14 protein-coding genes are annotated in these 21,003 nt (G+C 73.8%); 1 reads left to right on the forward strand and 13 read right to left on the reverse strand.

The annotated features are described in order from the left end of the window. Positions 1-36 precede the first annotated feature (36 nt). Positions 37-1,074 carry a 2,3-diaminopropionate biosynthesis protein SbnA gene (sbnA, locus tag ACFRAC_RS22410; protein WP_382926365.1) on the reverse strand — a complete coding sequence of 346 codons (1,038 nt, stop codon included), beginning with the start codon at positions 1,072-1,074 and terminating at the stop codon, positions 37-39. A 277-nt stretch (positions 1,075-1,351) separates the two neighbouring features. On the opposite strand from sbnA, the gene ACFRAC_RS22415 reads away from it, so the two are divergent. Next, the gene (locus tag ACFRAC_RS22415; RefSeq protein WP_382926368.1) at positions 1,352-8,371 is read left to right on the forward strand and encodes an amino acid adenylation domain-containing protein; all 7,020 of its coding nucleotides are present in this window, start codon (positions 1,352-1,354) and stop codon (positions 8,369-8,371) included. A gap of 86 nt (positions 8,372-8,457) precedes the next feature. Here the strand turns inward: ACFRAC_RS22415 and ACFRAC_RS22420 are convergent, their stop codons facing one another. The 12 genes from ACFRAC_RS22420 to ACFRAC_RS22475 all read right to left on the reverse strand — a co-directional run bounded on the left by ACFRAC_RS22420 (position 8,458) and on the right by ACFRAC_RS22475 (position 20,965). Continuing rightward, positions 8,458-9,216 (reverse strand): BTAD domain-containing putative transcriptional regulator, encoded by a 759-nt coding sequence (locus ACFRAC_RS22420; RefSeq protein ID WP_382926371.1) that lies wholly within the window; start codon positions 9,214-9,216, stop codon positions 8,458-8,460. A gap of 131 nt (positions 9,217-9,347) precedes the next feature. Next, complete coding sequence (locus ACFRAC_RS22425; RefSeq protein ID WP_382926374.1) at positions 9,348-9,638, reverse strand: helix-turn-helix transcriptional regulator; 291 nt, start codon at positions 9,636-9,638, stop codon at positions 9,348-9,350. Positions 9,639-9,911: 273 nt separating this feature from the next. After that, a complete protein-coding gene (locus tag ACFRAC_RS22430) occupies positions 9,912-12,107 on the reverse strand; it encodes an MMPL family transporter (RefSeq protein ID WP_382926376.1) in 2,196 nt (731 codons plus the stop codon). Positions 12,108-12,270: 163 nt separating this feature from the next. Next, positions 12,271-12,861, reverse strand: a complete 591-nt coding sequence (locus ACFRAC_RS22435) for a 4'-phosphopantetheinyl transferase family protein (protein WP_382926379.1) — start codon at positions 12,859-12,861, stop codon at positions 12,271-12,273. Between the two features lie 176 nt (positions 12,862-13,037). After that, complete coding sequence (locus tag ACFRAC_RS22440) at positions 13,038-14,198, reverse strand: acyl-CoA dehydrogenase family protein (protein WP_382926381.1); 1,161 nt, start codon at positions 14,196-14,198, stop codon at positions 13,038-13,040. Then, positions 14,195-14,854: a hypothetical protein gene (locus ACFRAC_RS22445; protein WP_382926383.1), complete on the reverse strand. Its 660-nt coding sequence runs from the start codon at positions 14,852-14,854 to the stop codon at positions 14,195-14,197. Before ACFRAC_RS22445 ends, ACFRAC_RS22440 begins: the two co-directional genes overlap by 4 nt. Further along, on the reverse strand, positions 14,829-15,740 hold the full coding sequence (locus ACFRAC_RS22450; RefSeq protein WP_382926385.1) for a hypothetical protein: 912 nt from the start codon (positions 15,738-15,740) through the stop codon (positions 14,829-14,831). Before ACFRAC_RS22450 ends, ACFRAC_RS22445 begins: the two co-directional genes overlap by 26 nt. Before the next feature lie 2 nt (positions 15,741-15,742). Next, complete coding sequence (locus ACFRAC_RS22455; RefSeq protein ID WP_382926387.1) at positions 15,743-16,024, reverse strand: acyl carrier protein; 282 nt, start codon at positions 16,022-16,024, stop codon at positions 15,743-15,745. 37 nt (positions 16,025-16,061) lie between these two features. Then, complete coding sequence (locus tag ACFRAC_RS22460; RefSeq protein WP_382926389.1) at positions 16,062-17,351, reverse strand: type III PLP-dependent enzyme; 1,290 nt, start codon at positions 17,349-17,351, stop codon at positions 16,062-16,064. Between the two features lie 2 nt (positions 17,352-17,353). Further along, positions 17,354-18,748 (reverse strand): ATP-grasp domain-containing protein, encoded by a 1,395-nt coding sequence (locus tag ACFRAC_RS22465; protein WP_382926392.1) that lies wholly within the window; start codon positions 18,746-18,748, stop codon positions 17,354-17,356. Between the two features lie 29 nt (positions 18,749-18,777). Then, positions 18,778-19,710 carry a 3-oxoacyl-[acyl-carrier-protein] synthase III C-terminal domain-containing protein gene (locus tag ACFRAC_RS22470; protein WP_382926395.1) on the reverse strand — a complete coding sequence of 311 codons (933 nt, stop codon included), beginning with the start codon at positions 19,708-19,710 and terminating at the stop codon, positions 18,778-18,780. Between the two features lie 64 nt (positions 19,711-19,774). Continuing rightward, the gene (locus tag ACFRAC_RS22475; RefSeq protein WP_382926397.1) at positions 19,775-20,965 is read right to left on the reverse strand and encodes an MFS transporter; all 1,191 of its coding nucleotides are present in this window, start codon (positions 20,963-20,965) and stop codon (positions 19,775-19,777) included. Positions 20,966-21,003 lie beyond the last annotated feature (38 nt).

Genomic DNA, 21,003 nt, shown 5'->3' on the forward strand with positions numbered 1-21,003 from the left:
GCTCAGCGCCTCAACCCATCCGTCCGCTCGTGCCGTTCATCCGGAGACCGGTTCGAGTCCGGCCGTCGCACCGGTCCGTGCCGGGTGCTGCCCGGCGGTCCGCGTCAGGCTGTCCGGGCCGAGGGCGTGGGTGACCCAGTCGTCGTGGTAGACGGTCTCCATGTAGCGCTCGCCCAGGTCCGGGGAGATGGTCACCGCGGTCACCTGCTCGTCCGCCCGGCCGGTGGCGTCGCCGTGGTGCCGGTCGAGCCAGGTCAGCGCGCCGGTCACGGCGGTGCCCGTGGAGCCGCCGAAGGAGAAGCCGTGCCGCATCAGTTCCCGGCAGGTGCGGACGGTGTCCGCCTCGGGGACGTGGACGACGGCGTCGACGAGGGACTCGTCGAGCAGGGCGGGCCGCACGCTGGTGCCGAGACCGGGGATGTGCCGGGTGGCCGGGGGACCGCCGAAGGTGACCGAGCCGACGCTGTCCACGGCGACGATCCGCACCGAGGGGCGCCGCTCGCGGAACCAGCGGGCGCAGCCCATCAGGGTGCCCGTGGTGCCGGCGCCGACGAACAGCACGCTCAGGTCGGGGAACTGCCGGGCGATGGCGGGCGCGGTGGTGCGGTAGTGGGCCATCCAGTTGCCGGGGCTGAGGTACTGGTTGAGCCAGACCTTCTTCTCGTCGGCGGCCAGCAGCGCCTTGACGTGGCGGATGCGGGCGCCGAGGAAGCCCTCGCTCTCGTGCGGCTCGGTGATGACGTGCACCTCGGCGCCGAGCGACTCCATGGTGCGCCGGGTCACGGCGTTGCAGCGGGTGTCGGTGACGCACAGGAACCTGAAGCCCCGGTTCGCGGCGATCAGCGCCAGGGCGACGCCCATGTTCCCGGAGGAGGACTCCACGAGGGTCGAGCCGGGGCCCAGGGCGCCGGCGGCCTCCGCCTGCGCGACCATCTCCCGGGCCGCCTTGAGCTTGATGGAGCCGGCGAAGTTGAATCCCTCGACCTTGAGAAAGAGCCGACGCCCGAAGAACGGTTGCAGATTCACGAAGAGGTCGCTGACATCGAATTCATGCGACGCGGATATAACCGGCACTGGCACTCCTGGCCTTCGGCGACGAATGAGCCTCGGCGCCCAGCCTGTCGCCGGGCGCTGACGCAGTGCTGACGGTCTGCTGACGGGGTCCACCGGGGCCGGGGACGGCCGGGCACCTGCGGTGGCGCGGGGTGCGGGCGGGCGGGGAAGGCGGTGCCGGCGTCAGCGGGGTGTCAGTTCCCGGTCAGTTGAGCGTCAGTGCCATCGGAAATCGTCGTGCGGTCGGAATTTCTCCCGGCTTCCGCCCGTCCCACAGCTCTTTTGTGAGGAGCACGGCTTGAATCGGCCATCAGCCATCAGTGAAGTCCTTCCGCTCTCGCCTTTGCAACAGGGCCTGCTGTTCCTCACGGAATTCGACCGGGAGGGGACGGACCGCTACACCCTTCAGCTGGTGGTGGACTTCGAGGACCTGACCGACGCGGGCGCGGCGGCGCTGCGCGAGGCGGCGTCGGCGCTGCTCGACCGCCACCCGCAGCTGCGGGCCTGTTTCCGGCACCGGCGTTCCGGCGAGGCGGTGCAGGTGGTGCCGAAGGCCGTGGACCTCCCGTGGCGGGAGGTGGAGGTGGCGGACGACGCGGACCTGGACCGGCCGGCCCGGGAGGACCGGCTGCGCCGGTTCGACCTCGGCCGTCCTCCCCTGCACCGCTTCACCCTGCTCAGGGCGCCGGGGGGCCGCGCACGGCTGCTGTGGACCGTGCACCACATCCTGGTCGACGGCTGGTCGATGGCGACGCTGACGCGGGAGCTGGCGCGGTACGCGGCCGGGGCGGACGAGCCGGCGCCCGTGCCGCCCTACCGGGCCCACCTCTCCTGGCTCGGGACGCGTGACCGGGAGACGGCCCGGGCAGCCTGGACGGAGGCCCTGGCCGGCGTGTCGGAGCCGACCCGCCTCGTGGGGGACGACGGGACCGCCGACAGCTCGCGGGATCTGCCCGAGCGGGTCCCCGTCGAGCTCTCCCCCGACGTCGCCGCGAGGCTCACCGGGTTCGCCCGCGCCCGGGGCCTGACGGTCAACGCGGTCGTCCAGGGCTGCTGGGCGCTGCTGCTGTCCCGGCTGACCGGCCAGGACACCGTCCTGTTCGGCGCGGTCACCTCCGGCCGGCCGGCCGAACTGCCCGGCGTCGAGGACATGGTGGGCCTGTTCGCCAACACCCTGCCGGTGCGGGTCGACGTGGACCCCCGGCTGACCCCGGCCGAGCTGTTCGCCGCCGTGCAGGAACGGCAGGCCGGGCTGTTGCCGCACGAGCATCTGACGCTGGCGGAGGTGCAGCAGCTCACCGCGGTGCGCGGCGAGCTGTTCGACACGGCCCTGATGTTCCAGAACTACCCGGTGGACCGCTCGCCGCTGCCGCCGTCCGAGCAGGGCGCGGGCCCGCGGGTGACGGGCGTCGACATCCACTCGGCGACCCACTACCCGCTGACGCTCACGGTGTTCCCCGGCACCCCGTTCGGCCTGGCGGTCGACCATCTGCCGTCCCGGGTCCCGGCCGCCGCCGCCCGCTCCCTCGGGCTGCGGCTCGCGCGGCTGCTGGAGGCGGCGGTGACCCGTCCGGACGAGCCGTCGGGCCGCCTCGACGTGCTGCTGGACGACCGCGAGCGCGCCCTTCTGCTGACCGGCCGCAACCGCACCCGGGCCGGCCTTCCCGACCGCCTGCCGGCGCCGCTCCTGGAGCGGTGGGCCGAGCGCACGCCCGACGCCCCGGCGGTGCGCTGCGGCACGGCACGCCTCACCCACCGGGAACTGCACGCCCGCGCGGACGAGTTGGCCGCCGCCCTGCGCGCGGCGGGCGCGGGCCCCGAGCGGGTCGTGGCGCTCGCCCTGGACCGCTCCCGCGACCTCGTGGTGGCGGTGCTGGCGGTCCTGAAGACCGGTGCCGCCTATCTCCCGCTCGACCCCGACTATCCGGCGGACCGGCTGCGCCTGATGCTCGCCGACGCGGCGCCGGTGGTGACGCTCACGCATCGCCGGGTCGCCCCGCTCCTGGCGGACGTCCCGGCCGGCACGACGTGGGTCCTCGACGGGGAGGGGTTCCCCGAGGGGACGCCGGGGGACGGCGAGGGCCCGCCCACCGACCCGCGCTCCCCCGCGTACGTGATCTACACCTCCGGCTCCACCGGCCGCCCCAAGGGTGTCGTCGTCCCCCACGAGGCCCTGGCGAACCTCGTCCACGACATGACGCGGCGCCTCGAGGTCACCCCCGGGGACCGCTTCCTGGCGGTCACCACCTTCGGGTTCGACATCGCCAACCTGGAACTCCTCGTCCCGCTGGCGGCGGGCGCCGAACTCGTCCTCGCCGACCGGGAGACCGTCCGCGACCCGGCCGCCCTGGCCGACGCGATCACCACGGCCGGCGCCACCCTGCTGCAGGCCACCCCCAGCCTCTGGCAGACCCTCACCGCCCACCACGCGCCCGCCCTGCGGAACCTGCGCGCGCTGGTCGGCGGCGAGGCGCTGCCGGAGCCGCTGGCCCGCGCCCTCGTCACGCACTGCGCCTCGGTCAGCAACGTGTACGGCCCCACGGAGACGACCGTCTGGTCCACGGCCGCGCCTCTCACCCCCGCGCTGCGCGGACAGCCCCCCATCGGCGAACCGATCTCCAACACGGCCGTGTACGTCCTCGACCCCGCGCTGCGCCCCGCCCCGGACGGCTCGTTCGGCGAGCTGTACATCGCCGGGACGGGGCTGGCCCGCGGCTATCTGGGCCGGCCGGCTCTCACCGCGGACCGTTTCGTCGCCGACCCGTACGGCCCGCCCGGCAGCCGCATGTACCGCACCGGCGACATCGTCCGCCGCTCCGCCGACGGCACCGCGCTGGAGTACGCGGGCCGCAGCGACCACCAGGTGAAGATCCGCGGGCACCGCGTCGAGCTCGGTGAGATCGAGTCCGTGCTGGGCGCACAGCCCGGCGTCGAGCGGGCCGTCGTCACGGCCCGCCCCGGCCACGGCGGCGAGGCCCGCCTGGTCGCCTATGTCGTACCGGCAGGGACCGACCGCGACCGGCTGCGGGAGCGCGCGTCCGCGGTGCTGCCCACGCACATGGTCCCTGCCGTGTACGTCCCCCTGGACACGCTCCCGACCACCCCGAACGGCAAGGTGGACCGCAAGGCGCTGCCCGCCCCGCCGGAGGACCGCGGCGGGAGCGGTCGGCCGCCCGCCACGGCACGCGAGGAGCTGCTGTGCGCCGTGTTCGCGGAGGCGCTGGGCGTCGCACGGGTCGGCGCCGACGACGACTTCTTCGCGCTGGGCGGCCACTCGCTGTCCGCGGTCCGCGTCGCCAACCGGCTGCGCGCGGAGCTCGGCGTGGACGTCCCCGTGCGCACCCTGTTCGACACCCGTACCGCCGAGGCGCTGGCCCGCGCCCTGCCCGGCGGCCCGCTGACGCCGGACCGCCCTCCGCTGCGGCCCGCCCCGCCCGGGGACCGGGCGGCTGCGCCCCTGTCGTACGCGCAGGAGCGGCTGTGGTTCCTCAGCCGGATGGGCGTCCCGGCCGGCACGTACAACATCCCGCTCGCCGTCCGGTTCACCGGTCCGCTCGACCCGGCGGTGCTGGGGCGGGCGCTCGCGGACGTGGTGGCCCGGCACGCGTGCCTGCGCACCGTGTTCGTGGAGACCGACGGGATGCCGTCGCAACTGGTGCTGACCGCGCGGGAGGCGGCCGGGGCGGGCGCCTCCCTGGAGGTCGTACGGCTGTCCGGGAAGGAGGCGCTCGCCGGGGCACTGGCCGGTGAGGCGGCGCACGCCTTCGACCTGTCGGCCCGGGTGCCGCTGCGCGCCCGTCTGTTCTCGCTCGGCTCCGGCACCCACGTGCTGGCCCTGACGCTGCATCACATCGCGGCGGACGGCTGGTCGCTGGAGCCGCTGGCCCGGGACCTGGCGTCCGCCTACCGGGCGCGGCTGGCCGGCCGCGCGCCGGACTGGGAGCCGCTGCCGGTGCGGTACACGGACTACGCGCGCTGGCAGCGGGAGCTGCTCGGTCCGAGGGACGACCCGGACGGCCTCGCCGCCGCCGAACTCGCCCACTGGACGCGGGTGCTGGAGGGGCTGCCCGAGGAGCTGGAGCTGCCCGCCGACTTCCCGCGGCCAGCCCGCGCCTCCGGGCGGGGCGGGAGTGTGGCCCGGTCCGTGCCCGCCGAGGCGCACACCCGTCTCGCCGGGCTGGCGCGGCGCTCCGGCGCCACCCTCTTCATGGCCGTGCAGGCGGGGCTCGCGGCTCTGCTGACCCGGCTGGGCGCGGGTACCGACATCCCGCTGGGCAGCCCGGTCGCGGGCCGCGCCGACGACGCGCTGCGCGACCTGATCGGCTGCTTCGTCAACACGCTCGTGCTGCGCACCGACACCTCCGGCGACCCCACTTTCACCGGACTGCTGGAGCGGGTGCGGGAGACGGACCTGACCGCGTACGCCCACGCAGAGCTGCCGTTCGAGCATCTCGTCGACGCACTGAAGCCGACCCGCTCGCTGGCCCGGCAGCCTCTCGTCCAGGTGGTGCTGGCGTTCCGCAACGCCGCCGACCCCCTGCCGGCGATCGACGGGATCACGGCCGCGGTGGAGTCCGTGCCGTCGACGACCGCGAAGTTCGACCTCTCCTTCGAGGTGACCGAACGCGCGGCGCCCGACGGCACCCCGGACGGGCTGGAGATCCTGCTGGAGTACAACGCGGACCTGTTCACCGAGGCGACGGCCGGCCGGATCGCGCAGGCGCTGGCCACCCTCCTCGACGCGGCGTCCCGCACCCCCGACGCCCCCGTCGGCACGCTCGCCCTGCTCACCGCCCAGGAACGCCACGCGCTGCTGACCGGGCACCAGGGGCGGGTGCGGCCCCGGCCGCCGGTCACGCTGACCGACCTGTTCGAGGCCCACGCCGCCGGGGCCCCCGACTGCCCGGCGCTGGTCGTCCCCGGCACGGCCCCCGTGACCTACGGCGAACTGGACGCCGAGGCCGGCCGGCTGGCCCGGCGGCTGCTGGGCCGGGGCGTCGGCCCCGGCGACGTGGTGGCCCTTGCCCTGCCCCGCTCCCCTGACACGGTCGTGGCCCTGCTCGCGGTGCTGAAGACCGGCGCGGCCTATCTGCCGGTGGACCCCGACTACCCGGCCGAGCGGATCGCGTACATGCTGCGGGACGCCCGCCCGGCCGAGGTGCTGTCCGTCCGGGCGGTCGCCGGCCGGCTGCCGGGGGTGTCCCCGCTGCTGCTGGACGACCCCGCCGAGCGGCCCGAGCGGCCCGCCGCGCCCCCCGCCGTCCGCCGTGCGGGCCCGCGGGACACGGCGTACGTCATCTACACCTCGGGCTCGACCGGGCGGCCCAAGGGCGTCGCCGTGCCGCACGCGGGCGCGGCGAACCTGGCGGCCACCCTGCGCGAGGGCCTGGGCGCGGGTCCGGGCACCCGGGTCCTGCAGTTCGCCTCGTTCAGCTTCGACGCCACGGTGTGGGAGCTGGCCGCCTCGCTGTTCAGCGGGGGCACCCTGGTGTTCGCGACCGCCGAGAGCAGGATGTCCCCGCCGCTGCTGGCCGGGCTGATCGGCGAGAACGGGGTGAACCACGCGATCCTGCCGCCCAGCGTGGTCGCCGGCTTCCCCGACCCGGCGGCGCTCCCCCGTGACCTGTGCCTGCTGGTCGGCGGTGAGGCGTGCCCGCCGTCGCTGGTGGAGCGGGTGGCCCCGCACGTCACCCTGCGCAACGCCTACGGGCCCACCGAGACGTCGGTCTGCGCCACCTGGAGCGACCCGCTCACCCCGGGCGGCAGGCCCCCGATCGGCCGCGCCCTGGACAACGTCCGGCTGTACGTCCTGGACGCGGCCCTGGCCCCCGCGCCGGTCGGGGTCACCGGTGAGCTCTGCGTCGCCGGGGCCGGACTCGCGCACGGCTACACGGGCCGCCCCGGCGTCACCGCCGAGCGCTTCGTCGCCGACCCGTACGGCCCGCCCGGCACCCGGATGTACCGCACCGGTGACCTGGTGCGCCGGCTGCCCGACGGCTCCCTCGACTACGTCGGCCGCGCCGACCAGCAGATCAAGCTGCGGGGCTTCCGGATCGAGCCGGGCGAGATCGAGGCCGCGCTGACCCGGCACCCGGCGGTCGCGCAGGCGGCGGTCGTGGCCACCCCGACACCGGCCGGCGGGAAGCAGCTGACCGGGTACGTGGTGCCGGTCGCGGGCGTGGCCGACGTCGACGTCCCCGCCGTGCTCGGCCACGCGGCCGAGTTCCTGCCGGCCCACATGATGCCGGCGGCCCTGGTGACCCTCCCGAAGCTCCCGCTGACCACCAACGGGAAGCTGGATGTGCGGGCCCTCCCGGCGCCGGGCGCGCCCGCCTCCGGGCGTCCCCCCCGGCCGCCGCGCACCGCCGCCGAGCAGGCGCTGGCGGACGTCTTCCGCGAGGTGCTGGGCCTGGAGGAGGTCGACGCGGACGGGGACTTCTTCGCGCTGGGCGGCGACAGTCTGCGCTCGGTGCGGATCGTGTCCCGCGCCGCCAAGGCGGGCCTGACGCTCTCCCTGTCCGACGTGTTCACGCACCGGACGGTGGCGGCTCTGGCGGCGGCCGCGGAGCGGCGGGCCCCGGTGGAGGAGGGTGACGACGAGGGCTTCACGGCCCTGCTGCCCGTGCGTCCCTCGGGGTCCCTGCCGCCGCTGTTCTGCGTCCACGGCGGCGTCGGCTTCGGTCTGCCCTTCGCCGGGCTGGCACCGCATCTCTCCCCGGAGCGCCCGGTGTTCGCGCTCCAGTCCGACGGCATCGCAGCGCCGGCCGGCGCATGGTCGCCGCCCGCCGACGTGCCGTCCCTGGCCGCCCTCTACGTGGAGCGGATCCGGCGGGTCCGGCCGCACGGGCCGTACCACCTGCTGGGCTGGTCCTTCGGCGGCCTGGTGGCGCACGAGATGGCGGTACGGCTCCAGGCTGCCGGGGAGGAGGTGGCGTTCCTCGCGGCGCTGGACGTCTGCCCGGTCGCCCCGGAGGACCCCGCGGCCACGGACGAGCAGATGCGCACGGCCTTCCTGGAGCATCACGCCCGGGGCCGCGCGGTGGACGGGGCGGAGCTGGAGCGGCTGACGACCGTGATGCGCCATCACACCGGCATCGCACGGCACTTCACACCCGGAGGCTTCCACGGGCCGCTGACCCTGTTCGTGGCCGCGGACGAGCCGGACGCCCCGGTCGCCGACCCGGCGGCGCGCTGGGAGCCGTACGTGGCAGGGCCGGTCGTGGTGCACGAGGTCCGCTGCGGACACGAGGAGATGCTGTCCGGGGAGGCGGCCCGCCACATCGGCACGCTCACGGAGCGGGCGCTGCGCCGGACCTGACCCGGCCCGCGCACACGAAGGCGCCGGCGGTTCCAGGGGAATCGCCGGCGCCTGTCCGTGTCCGCCGGTTCAGCGGTCCCGCGGACTCACAGCGACGGGTCCTGCATGAGGATCGCCTGGTACGTGCTGTGGAGCCGGCGCGACGGCTTGAGACCCAGTTCCTCGTCGAGCCACTTGCGGGTGCGGTGGAAGATGTCGATCGCCTCGGACTGCCGCCCGCATCGGTACAGGGCGATCATCAACTGCTCGCTGAACCGCTCCCGTTCCGGGTACTGGGCGAGCAGCTGCTTCAGCTCGGCAACGACGACCCCCGCCTCGCCGGCCTGGAGCTGAGCCTCGATCAGGTCTTCCCTCGCGGTCTTGCGCTGTTCGTCGAGACGGAGGGCGACCGCCCGGCACCGCGGGCCGTCGCTCACGTCGAGCAGGGCGGGCCCCCGCCACATGGACAGGGAACCGCGCAGCAGGTCCCTCGCCTCGTGCGGCCGCTCGCTCACCAGACTCGCGCCCTTCTCCGCCATCCGCAGGAAGCGGTGGGCGTCGAGGGCCTCCTCGGGCACGTCGAGCAGATAGCCGTTGTCCACGGTCCGGATGACCGTCTGGTCGGGATCCTCGAAGCCGAACTCGGCCAGCGCCTTGCGCATCCGCTTGACGTTGGCCTGCAGGGCGTTGCGCGTGTTCTTGAGGGGGCTCTCGCCCCAGAGTTCGTCGATCAGTTCGTCGAAGGCGACCACCTGACCGGGGTTCATTGCCAGCATGGTCAGCATGACGCGTATCTTCTTCGCCCGCAGACCGACAGTCCGCTGACCGTCCCCTATCAGCAGCGGGCCCAGTATGGAGATGTACACCAAAAAATTCCCATCCCTATCCAAGAATTCGGCCGCGAGCTCCCACCTCGCGACTTCGGGCACAGCACGCGGAACAGCGACTCATTCCGACGGGCCCGACAAGGGAATTACCTGGGAGTTACTCGAACTGATCAATTATCGAACACGTCCGAGTGGTTCGAAATTGTACCTTCGTACATGTGGTGATGGGCCTGGGCCACCAAGCCCACCTGAAGGCGCGATTCCACTTCCAGCTTGGTCAGGATGCTCGCGACGTGCGCCTTCACCGTGCGCTCGGTGACCTGGAGGCGGGCCGCGATGGCCCGGTTGGAATGCCCGTCACCGAGGAGTGCGAAGACCTGGAGCTCGCGGTCCGAGAGCGTGTCTACGCGAGCGAGCTCGGCCTGCCAGCGCGCGGTCGGCAGGTCGTCGTCAGCGTGCATGGATACTTCCCCCTGATCGCCCCGTTTTCCCCCGTCGTCGCGTCAAGGAAGTTGATGATTCACCCAATGCATCGGTGGTGGACCGGTGATCGCTCTTCCCCGAACGCGCGTCTGAGTGTACAACTCCCACATCTTTCCCCACAGGAGTCGCAGAAGCGGTTCACACAATTCGCTGGATGATTAGCGAGTGTCCAGCGCAAAGCATGACAGACATGACGGAAGGGGCGGCCCGTAAGGACCGCCCCTTCCGTCGCGACCGGGCCGCGCGGCGCCTCAGAGAATCGGCGCCCGCTGCGCCAGCACCGCCGGGATCCTGACCGGCCGGGCCTCGTCCTGGTGGGCCAGGCGCGAGGGCCACCAGGTCTTCCAGCCGAGGAGCGTGACCACCGACGGCAGGACCACGATCCGGATCAGCGTGGCGTCCAGCAGCACCGCACAGGCCATGCCCACCCCCATCTGCTTCATCTCGATGAAGCTCAGCGAGGCGAGCAGGGCGAACACGCTGACCATCACCACGGCCGCGCTCGTCACCACTCCCGCCGTGCGCGTGATGCCCTGCTCGACGGCCTCACGGATGGGCAGCCCGCCGCGCGCCGCCTCCCGGATCCGGCTGACCACGAAGACGTGGTAGTCCATCGACAGCCCCAGCAGGATCACGAACAGCATCAGCGGCAGCCACGCCACCACCCGGCCGGTGGACTCGAAGTCGAGGAAGCCCTCCGCCCAGGTCCGCTGGAAGATCAGCGCCAGCAGGCCGAACGAGGCGACGGCGGAGAGCACGTTGAGCACCACGGTGATCAGCGCGAGCACGACCGAGCGGAACGCGATCGCCATGACCAGGAAGGTCAGCAGCAGCGCCACCCCGAGCACCCACGGCATCTTGTCGACGACGTTGGCCCGGTAGTCCACGTCGTACGCCACGTCGCTGCCGCCGACCGCGAACTCGGCGCCCTCGACGGCGCCCACGGTCTTCGGGGCGATGTCCTCGCGCAGCGCCGCCAGCGACTCCCGCGCCTTCTCGGAGCTGCTGTCGAAGCGGGTGCCGACGGAGATCGTCGTGATCGTCCCGTCCTTCGAGGTGCGCACCTCGGGCGCCGGGGTGTGCACGAACAGGTCGGAGTGCCGGGTGCGTTCGACGAGCGCGCCCACCGCGTCGTCCAGGCGCCCCTTCTGGCCGGCGGGGACCCGGACGGCGACGGTGTGGGTGTCGGCCTGGCTCGGGAACGACTGCGTCAGCCGCTCGTTGGCCTGCATCGCGGGGATGGACCGGGGCAGGTCGTCGACACCGGTCGCCTTCAGCTTCAGGTCCAGCGCGGGCAGGGCGAGGGCGAGCAGGGCGCCCACGGAGACCACCAGGGCGATCACAGGGTGGCGCAGGGACGGCTTGAGCATCGCCGACCACAGCCGCGGCTTGGTGCCGGCCCGCTGGGTCAGCCGCCACACCAGCGGCACCCGCGGCCGGTCCAGGTAGCGGCCGAACTTGGAGAGCATCGCGGGCAGGACGGTCAGCGAGGCGAGCATCGCGATGGCGACGACCAGGACCGCGCCGGTCGCCATCGACTCGAAGGCGATGTGCCCGGCGAGGTACAGGGCCCCCATGGAGACCATGACGGCCAGTCCGGAGACCATCACGGAGTGGCCGGAGGTGGCGGAGGCGATCTCGATGGCGTCGATGTTGTCGGCGCCCAGGGCCCGCTCCTCGCGCTGCCGCTTGAGGTAGAAGAGCGAGTAGTCGACGCCGATGGCCATGCCCATCAGCACGATGATGTGCGTCACCGGGCCCGGGTCGGCGACGAGTTGGGAGGCGACACCCCACAGGCCGAGACCGGCGAGCACGGACGAGATGCCGAGGATGACGGGGACGCTGGCGGCGACGATCGCGCCGAAGACGAACACCATCACGATCAGGGTGACCGGCAGGCTCAGGCCCGTCGCCCGGCCCAGGTCCTCGGAGAGCATGTCGTCGAGCCCGGCCTTGATGGAGCCGGCCCCCACGAGTTCGACCCGGACGTCGGAGTGCGCGTCCCCGACCTTCGTGACCCGGTCGATGAGCGGCTGCACCCGCTCGCTCGCGGTCTCGGGGTCGCCGGAGAGCGTCACCGGCACCAGCAGGGCCGAGCCGTCCGGCGCGGGCACGGGCCTGCCGACGGAGGCGACGCCCTCGGCACCGCGCAGCGCGTCCGCGGCCTCCCCGGCGGCCGCCCGCGCCGCCTTCTGGTCGAGGCCGCCCTCGTAGGGCGTCACCAGGACGTTCTCCACGGCCCGGCTCTCCAGACCGCCGCTGCGGGCCAGATCGGCGGCCCGCCCGGACTGCCCGATGGCCAGGTCCGAGACGGTCGCCGACCGTGTGCCGGTCATTCCGCCGACCACCAGGGCGCCCAGGACGAACACCACCCAGAGCGTCATCGCCCACCAGGGGTGGACGGCGCTCCAGCGAGCGGCCCTGGTGATCAGGTTCCTGCCTCCCACGATTGCTTTCCCCTTCTCGAATGGATCGCCCCGGATCACGGACACATGACTCGGTACGAAATTCCGGCCGTTGATTACCGCGCGCTCTTGCCTGTCGAAAATCTATGGGTGACCCGGCGCGCGTTCACGGGTACAAGTACTCCGATTCGAGGGGGAGTTTTCTCTACTTGACACCCCGGGTGGCCGACATGGCGGCGGATTCTTCCGGCGGCATGTCATACCACAGCCGCGATGACACGGAAAAGGGGCCGCCGCCGAGCAGGGCGACGGCCCCCGCGTATCCGGCGGGCAGCGTCAGGTCCGCGACCGTCCAGGGTCCGGGCAGCGCACCGGTGGGGTCGCGGACGACGGCCTGGGCCGCGGCGTGCGCCACCGGCACGCCCATGCCCTGGGTGAGCCGGCTGCCCGCCGCCTTCACGCACGCCTCCTTCCTCGTCCAGAAGCGGACGAAGGCGCCGCGCCCGGCGCGCTCCACCAACTCCCGTTCCGCTTCCGGGAAGAAGCGCCTGGCCAGCCGGATGACGTCGAGGTCCGGCCGGGCGTACTCCACGTCCACGCCGACCGGCCGGGGCGCCAGCGCGAGGAGCGCCAGCTCGCCCGAGTGGGACAGGCTGAAGTGGGTCCCCGCGGCCCCGTCGACGACCGGTTTTCCCCAGGGTCCCCGGGTGAAGCGCAGCTCCTGCGGGGGCCGTCCGAGGCGGGCCCCGATGATGACGCGGGCCGCGGCGTGCGCCCGTACGAAACGGCGTCGCATTCCGGGGAGTTTCCCCATCCGGGCCCGCGTCCTCTCCTGCTCGTCGAGGATCCCTTCGAGAACGGAGACACGGTCTTCCGCTTCCGGTACGCCCGTCCCATGGACCTGGACGGAACCGGAAGCGGAAGCGGAAGCGGAAGCGGAAAGCGGAATGTGCCACACCTCGACCCGTGTGTTCACGGGCGGCCCACCTTTCCGGTGTGCAGTCCCTGGAACAGATTGAGTTTCTGGATGTTCCGCGTGCCTTCCATGAACTCCACGCCCCGCGCGTCCCGTGCCAGCTTCTCCAGCAGCGGGTGGTCCAGCCGCGCGCCGGGCCCGAGCAGACCGAGCGCGGCGAGGGTGACGTCCTCGGCGACCTCGCAGGCCCGCGCCTTCGCGGCGGACGCCAGGTGCCCCGCCGCGGGCCGGCGGTCCACGGCGCGGGCGGCCCGGTAGGTCAGCAGCCGGGCGGCGTCGATACGGCGACCCAGTTCCTCGTACGTCTCCCGCTCAGCGCCCCGCAGCCGCCGGCGGTGCTCGGCCACGTACGCGTGGGCGGCGCGGGCGATGCCGAGGGCGATGGCGGCCACGCTGGGCCGCAGCTGGTTGAAGACGGCCACGATGCTCCACATCCCGCGCCGGGTCGGCGGCAGATGGGTGCCCAGCACCTGCTCGGCGGGCACCCGCACCGCGTCCAGCGTGATGCGGGTGAGCTGGGCGCCGCGCAGCCCCACCGTGGGCAGCGGCTCGGCACGGAAGCCCGGGTCGGCGGTGTCGACCAGGACGGCCAGCACACCGAGCCGCTCGGTGCCCTCGACGCGGGCGAAGACGGCGCCGACGTCGGCACGCGCGGCGTTGCCGACGTACCGCTTCGCGCCGTTCAGGACGTATCCGCCGTCGCCCACCGGGGTGAGGGTCGCGGTCATCTCCCCGATCGCGGAGCCGCGTTCGGGCTCGGTCAGCGCGAAGCAGGTCCAGCGGGGCCGCTCCGCGAGACGGCCGTACACCCGGTCCCGCTGCTCCTGGCTGCCGAGGACACCGAGCAGCACCCCGCACATGGAGGCGCCCGGCGAGGCCAGCATCATGCCGGCGTCCCCCCGGGCCAGTTCCTCACTCACGATCACCCGCTCCAGGGTGGGCAGCCCGTGCGCCGGCCCCGCGCCGGCCGCGTCGCTCACCCGGTCCCAGCCGGGCGGCACCAGGTGCCCGGCGAGGAACCGCACGGCGGGCAGGTCGAGGTGCCGCCGGACGGCGTCCGGGTCGCGGTCGAGCTCCAGGGCGTGCGCCCGCAGGTCCCCGGCCCAGCGGCGCACATGGTCCCGGGTGGTGACGAGGGACGCGGGCAGTGCGCTCACGCCGGCTCCCCGCGGTAGACGTCGGCGAGCAGCTCCGAGGCGTGCGCGGCGGGGCCGGGGCCGTCCTGGGTGAAGCCGTGGGCGCCGAGCAGCCGCAGCAGGGTGCGGTCGGCCCGGGTGATCTGCCGCTGGAGCCGGTCCAGGGTGCCGTCCCCGCCGGGGGTGTCGGCCAGCTCCTCCAGGACGCCCTCGATCTCCAGGTGCTCGATGAGGACATCGGCGAGGGTGCCCTTGACCATCTGCTGCATCAGCAGCGAGGTGCCCTCGACCTGCCGGGCGGCGAGATAGGCGACGCACGCCTCCCGCAGCCGCTCGGACATGCCGAGCCGCAGCCAGGCCAGCCCGGTGCCCCAGACGCGCGCGTCGGGCCCGTCCGGCGCCGCCGCGGTCTCCGTGCGGTCCGCGGGCCGCAGCACGGCCAGTCCGGGCAGCGGTTCGTCGTCCCGGCGTTCGTCGCGTCGGGCGTCCTCGGCCTCCATCGCGGCGAATTCGTCGAGCAGTTCCTTCGGCAGCACGGCGTGCCCGCGCGGCCCGCGCGGCGGCGCCTTCGGCGACAGGGCCCGCGCCAGCAGGGCCAGCGCGGGCACCAGCCCGTCCGTGCGCGCGCTCCCGCGCGCCTCCCGGCAGTGCTCACGCACCTCGGCCGGAACCGTCATCGGTGTTCCCCTTCCCCCCGGTCACCCGGGTCCGGGTGCAGTCGAGCGTGCAGTGCGCGAGCCGGCCGGGCCCCGGGTCGTGGTCGGCCACCACCACCGGGCCGGTGACACCCCGGCCGACCGCGTCCAGCAGCGCCGTCCAGACGCCGGTGCACGGCAGTCCGGGCGCGGCGACGGCCACCGGCGCCTCGTACGCGGGCAGCCGGCGGGCGGCCTCGGCGAGCCGGGCGCCCGCCACCACCGGGACCGCAGGGTCCCACCCGGCGCAGGTGTCCGGCGCCGCCACCGGGCCCTGCCCCATGCCGCCCACGGGGGCCCCGCCGCCGCCCCACTCCAGCAGCAGCGCGACCGCGGAGTCCGTGTGCGCGGCCGCCGCGTCCGGCACGGGGAACGGCTGGGTGCTCTGGTCCACGGCCAGCAGCAGCACCCGGGTGAGGTCGCGGCGCCGTGCGTACTCGACGGCCACCCGCAGCGCGCTGAACCCGGTCAGCGGCCCCTGGTCGGACAGCGCGAAGGCCAGCGGCCCGCCCGGAAGACGCCCCTTCACACAGGACGCGGCCAGCTCCGCGTGGACGAAGTCGGGCGTGGCGTACGCGACCACGACGAGCTGCGGGGCCTGCCCGGCGGGCAGGCCGCCCAGCGCGTCGAGTGCGCCGAGGGCCAGCTCCACGGAGCCGCGCCGGGGCGCGGCCGCGTAGCCCTCGCGGTCGAAGCGCAGCCCGTAGGGGGCGCCCAGCTCCGCGTAGAACGCCTCCAGTTCCGGATCCGGTACGTAGGGGGCCGCGGCGGCCCCGGGCGCGAACCGGGCCGCCCTCACGAGGCGGGGCAGGACCGGCGCGGCGCCGTCCGGCTCCGCCCGCCGTACGGGCGCTGCCGTGCGGAACACGCTCAGGCGCCCGCTTCGGCCGCGACGAAGTCGGCGAGGGAGCCCACCGTCTCGAAGTGGGTCATCTCCAGTTCCTCGGCGTCGAACTGCACGTCGAGGATCTCCTCGATGGTGATGAGCAGTTCCAGCGCGCTGCTGGAGTCCAGGCCCAGCTCGTCGAAGAGGCGCACGCCCTCGGCGGCCTCCGCTACGTCCTTGTTCAGGACCTCGCTCAGGCCCTTGCGGACGGCGTCCACGTAGCGCTCGCGCTCGGCGCCGGCCACCGCTGCGGTGTTCTCGGTCATCTGTCGTTCTCCTCGCTGGTGCGGTCGGTCTCGGGTGTCAGGGGGTGGTGTCGCTGCCCGGCGTGTCGTACAGGCGCTGCCCGCCGAGCATCGCCTCGACGTCGTCCCGTTCGCGGACGAGGTGCGGCCGCCCGTCCAGGACGAGGACCTCCGCCGGGTAGCCGTGGCTGAGGAAGTGCACGGGGGAGGCGGTCGGCCCGTACGCGCCGGAGCGCAGCACGCCGATCAGCTCACCGGCCCGCAGCGCCGGCATCGGGACCTTCTTGCCGATGACGTCGTTCGGGGTGCACAGCGGCCCGGTGATGTTCCACGGCTCGCCCGCCGGCTCGTCGAGGCGCTCCAGGGCGACGATGGGGAAGTTGCGCTTGACGTAGGAGCCGATGCCGACGGCCGCCATGTGGTGGTTGGTGCCGCCGTCGGTGACGGCGAAGTTCTCGCCCATCGACTGCTTCGTGTAACGCACGCGCGTCACGTAGGTGCCGGACGCGGCGACCAGGAACCGGCCCAGCTCCATGATCATCCGGGTGTCCGGGTGCCGTACGGCGAAGGCGTCCACGACCGGGTTGAGACGGGCGGTGAGCTCGTCGAGGTCGAGGTCCTTCTCGTTGTCGAAGTAGGCGATGCCCAGGCCGCCGCCGACGTCGACCGTCTCCAGCGGGAAGCCCAGGTGCCCGGAGACGCGCTCGGCGAGGTCCAGGATGCGCCGGGTGTTCTCCACGACGGTGTCCTCGCCGAGGATGCGGGTGCCCAGGTACACCTGGACGCCCATCAGGCGCACGGCGGAGTACCGGGACGTGAGGCCGGGGCCCTCCGCCAGCAGCCGCTCCTCGTCGATGCCGAACTGGCGGGGCTTGCCGCCCATGGTCAGGCCCGAGCCCTTCACGGAGAAGGACGGGTTGACGCGCAGCGCGACCCGGGCGGTGACGAACTTCTCGCGGGCCACCTCGTCGATCAGGGCGAGTTCGTCGAGGGACTCGCAGACGATCGCGTGGACGTCCTCGTCGAGGCAGGCGGCGAGTTCGGCACGGGACTTGCCGGGGCCGAGGAAGATGATGTCGCGCGGGGCGACTCCGGCCCGGCGGGCCGTGACCAGCTCGGTCAGGGAGGACACCTCGGCGCGGGCGCCGCAGCGGTTCAGCAGGGCGCAGACCGAGATGTTCGGGTTGGCCTTCAGGGAGTAGAAGACCTCCAGCGACGGGTGCAGCCGTTCGCGCAGTCCCTGGAAGCGGCCGGTGATCTCGGCGCCGTCGTACAGGTAGAGGGGGGTGCCGTACTGCTCGGCGAGGTCGGTGACGCCGATGCCCTGCACCTCGAAGGCGTGGCTCACGTTCAGCTCCGTTCCGTGTGGGCCGCGAGGCGGCGGGTGATGTCGGTGTCGAGGGCGGCCACCTCGGCGTCGGAGCCGGCCACGAGGACGCCGTAGAGCCGGCCCTCGAAGCCGTCGTCCCCGGCGTCCGCGGCGGCGGCGTTCACCGTGGCGTAGTTGTTGACGAACAGGCCGCGCGGGCGCGGGCCGCGCTCGGTCAGCAGCAGCGTGTCCAGGACCTCGCGCAGCTCCGCGAAGGGCAGGGCGCGCCGCGGCCGGACGGTGAAGTGCCGGGCGACGGCGACCTCGTCGGGCCCGGCGAGGACCTCGTGGACGACGCTCTGGTACGTCGACATGTTGTTGCGGGCGTTGATCTCCACGACCGGGTACAGCCCCCCGTCGGGGTCGACCATGGCGTCCACGCCCACCACCCCGAAGTAGCCGTCGGCCGCCAGGCGTTCGCCGAGCCGGCCGGCGGTGGCGGCGATCTCGGTGATCTGCCGTTCGGTCAGCCGGGCGGGCATGCGGTGGCCCTTGTGGACGCCGTTCTCGGTGAGCAGTTCCTTGACGAAGTCGAAGTGCGTGGAGCCGTCCCGGCCCACCGTGAACTGGTAGTTGAGGTCGGCGCGCTTGGCGACCCACTCCTCGACGACGAGCGCCGTGCGGGGCTCCCCGCCGCCTGCCGCCCGCTCGGCCTGGGTGACGGCCATCCGGTGCAGCCGCGCGAGGCGCTTGCCGCTGTCGAGGACGACGATGCCCTTGCCGGACACCCCGAACGCGTCCTTGACGACGACCCTGCGGCCCGCCGCCAGCAGCTCCCCGGCCGCCGCGACGGCGTCCGCCAGCTCCGGGAGCGTCTCGCAGGCCCAGCCCCGCGCCTGCCGGATGCCGAGCTCGTCGGCGAGACGGCGGCTGTAGACCTTGCTGTTGACGCGCTTGCAGACGGCGGCGGACGGGGCGGCCAGGGCCAGTCCGGTGCGTTCGGACAGCTCCTCCTCGACGGTGGAGACGCCGTGCCCGGTCAGCCGGGCGCCGCCGGCGGCCAGCGCGGACAGGGTGTGCAGCAGCCCCGGGTCGGCGAGGGCGTCCTCGCTGACCGTGCGGCGCGGGTCCTGCCCGGCCACCACGTGCACGGTGGGCAGGGCGAGGCCGAGTCCCTCCAGGTAGGCGCGGTAGCCCTCGTCGAGGGCGGTCTTGAGGACGACGTGGTCGTCCTTGCCGCCGAGCAGCAGCGCGAACTCGTCCATGCGGTTGACGACCGCGCTGCCGGCGTGGGCGCCGACGCGGGGCAGCGCGGGCTCACCGACCGCCCACTGGTTCTCGACCTCGAAGTTGCCCAGGAACACCAGAGGGGTGTCGACGGCTCCGGTGACGGCGCGCTTGAGGCGCGCGGTGAAGCCGGCGGGCGGTGGTTGCATCTGTGTCGACCTCGTCCTTCTCGTGGATGTCAGTGCTCGAAGACCATCGCCGCGAACGTCGCCCCGAGCCCGACGCTGGTCATGAGGTAGCGGTCGCCGGGGCGCAGCCGGCCCAGCTCGGAGGCGTGCTGGAGGTTGATGAAGGGGTCGGCGCAGAAGCAGTGCCCGGTGTGCGGCACCAGGTCGAGGAAGACCCGCTCCAGGGGCAGCCCGAGCTCCTTGCAGACGCCGATCCACGACAGCCGGTTCACGTTGTGGGGCAGCACCAGCGCGAGCTCGCCGAGCGTGCAGCCCGCCTCGTCCAGGGCCGCGCCGATCACCTCGGTCAGGCCCGGCCCGTACAGGTCCTGGAAGTCCTTCGCGGCCGCGTCGCCCATGATGAAGTCGGCGCCGAAGCGGGGGTGGGTGCGGGCGGCGTAGCCGAGCATCCGGTCCCGTCCGGTGCGGTCGGCGGCGATCAGGACGGCGGCCGTGCCCTCGCCCATGACGGTCACGTCGGGAATGGACTGCGTCTTGCCGGTACGGGCCTTCTCACCGGTGAGGACGAGGGCGAGCGCGTCCGGGTCGGGGTCCGCGGCGAGCAGGGTCCCGGCCATGTCCACGGCGAGCAGGCCCGAGGCGCAGGCGTGGTGGGCCACCACGAACGCGGTGGCGTGCTCCAGGCCCAGCTCGGCCAGGAGCGGTCCTAGGGAGGTCATCGGGTAGGGCAGCGGCGAGGCCATGGTGCGGGCCTGCAGGACGTACTTCACCCGCTGCTCCTGACCGCGCAGCTCGACGAGCTTGGCGGCGGCGCGCAGCAGCAGCTCGGTCTCCGTGGCCTCCGGTGCGCGGCACACCTCGGAGAGACCGTAGAAACGCTGGTAGCGGCGCAACTGCACGTCGGTCAGCCCGAGTTCCCTCTGGAACCGGGCGATCGGAATGGTGTCGGGCAGGCTGCTGGAGACCGCGACGATGGACGTCATACCCCTAACAGTCGCGGCCCCCGCTGACGCCCAGCTGACGCTGCGCTGACCGGCGCCCCGCCCCTCACCCGCCGCCCTGCGTCACCGCCGCGCCCTGCGGGGTGCGGCGGTGGGCCGTCGCGAGGGCCACGGTGACGGTGAGGGACGCGAGGGCCATGCAGGTCATCGCCGTCGCCGGCGTGGTCAGCTGGGCGACCGTGCCCGCCAGGGCCGCGGCGACGCCCTGCATGGCGAGCATCCCGGCGCCGCGCAACCCGAGGGCGTGACCGGCGAGTTCGTCGGGGGTGAGGGACATCAGGCGTTCCTGCTGGGCCAGGGTCGCGCCGAAGCCGACGGAGGCGACACACACCGCCAGGGCGGACCAGGGCAGGCCGGGGCGCAGGGCGAACAGCAGGTACGGCGCGGCCAGCAGCGTCAGGAGCGGGATCGGCAGGCGCGGGCGCAGGGCGGGCGGCACCAGGCGGCCGACCGTCAGGTCGCCGGTGAACATGCCCAGCGCCGCACAGGCGAAGAGGGCCCCGGCCGCGCCGGGGTCGTAGGAGACGTAGAGGGATTCGCAGCCGACGATCAGGCCGTTGGGCAGCCACATGCCGAGGTAGGCGAGGCGGCGGGGGCGCGAGGACCACAGCAGGGCGTTGGTGCGCCAGGTCTCCGCGACGGACGGGCGGCCGGCGGCGCGCGGCGGACGGGCGGTCAGGCCCAGCCGCAGGACGAGGGACGCGACGGCGTACAGCGCCGCCGCGAGGAGCAGACAGGCACGCGGGGACAGTACGGCGAGGAGGGCGCCGCCCGTCGCGAAGCCGACGATCTGCACCAGCCCGAAGACCATGTTGAACACCGAGCGGCCCAGCACGAAGCCGCCCTTGGGCAGGATCTCGTTGAGCAGTCCCCCGCTCACCCCGCCGCCCAGCGAGGAGACCAGTCCCTGGACGAAGACCACGCCGAAGGCCGCGCCGAGCGGCAGCCCGGGCAGCGCCTGCACGGCCGCGCAGAGGCCGAAGGCCAGGGCGATGCCGCTGAGCGCGGCCCGCGGCGGGAGCCGGTCGGCGGCCGACAGCAGGAAGGTCGCCCCGAGCAGCTGCGCGAGCTGCGGCCCGAACATGCTGACCGCCGACAGCAGCGATGAGTCGGTGGCCCGGTAGACGAGCGTGGCGAGCGCGAGCCCGCCGATCGTCAGGGCCGCGCCCTGGGCGGCGGCGCCGAGGAAGAACGGCGTGAACTCACGGGTCCGGAAGAGCTCGCGGTAGCTGCGCATGCGGGGAGTCTGGGGCGGCGCGCGCGGCGGCCGTACTG

The sequence above is a fragment of the Streptomyces sp. NPDC056628 genome (assembly GCF_042792555.1).
In the GTDB taxonomy this organism is placed as follows: domain Bacteria; phylum Actinomycetota; class Actinomycetes; order Streptomycetales; family Streptomycetaceae; genus Streptomyces.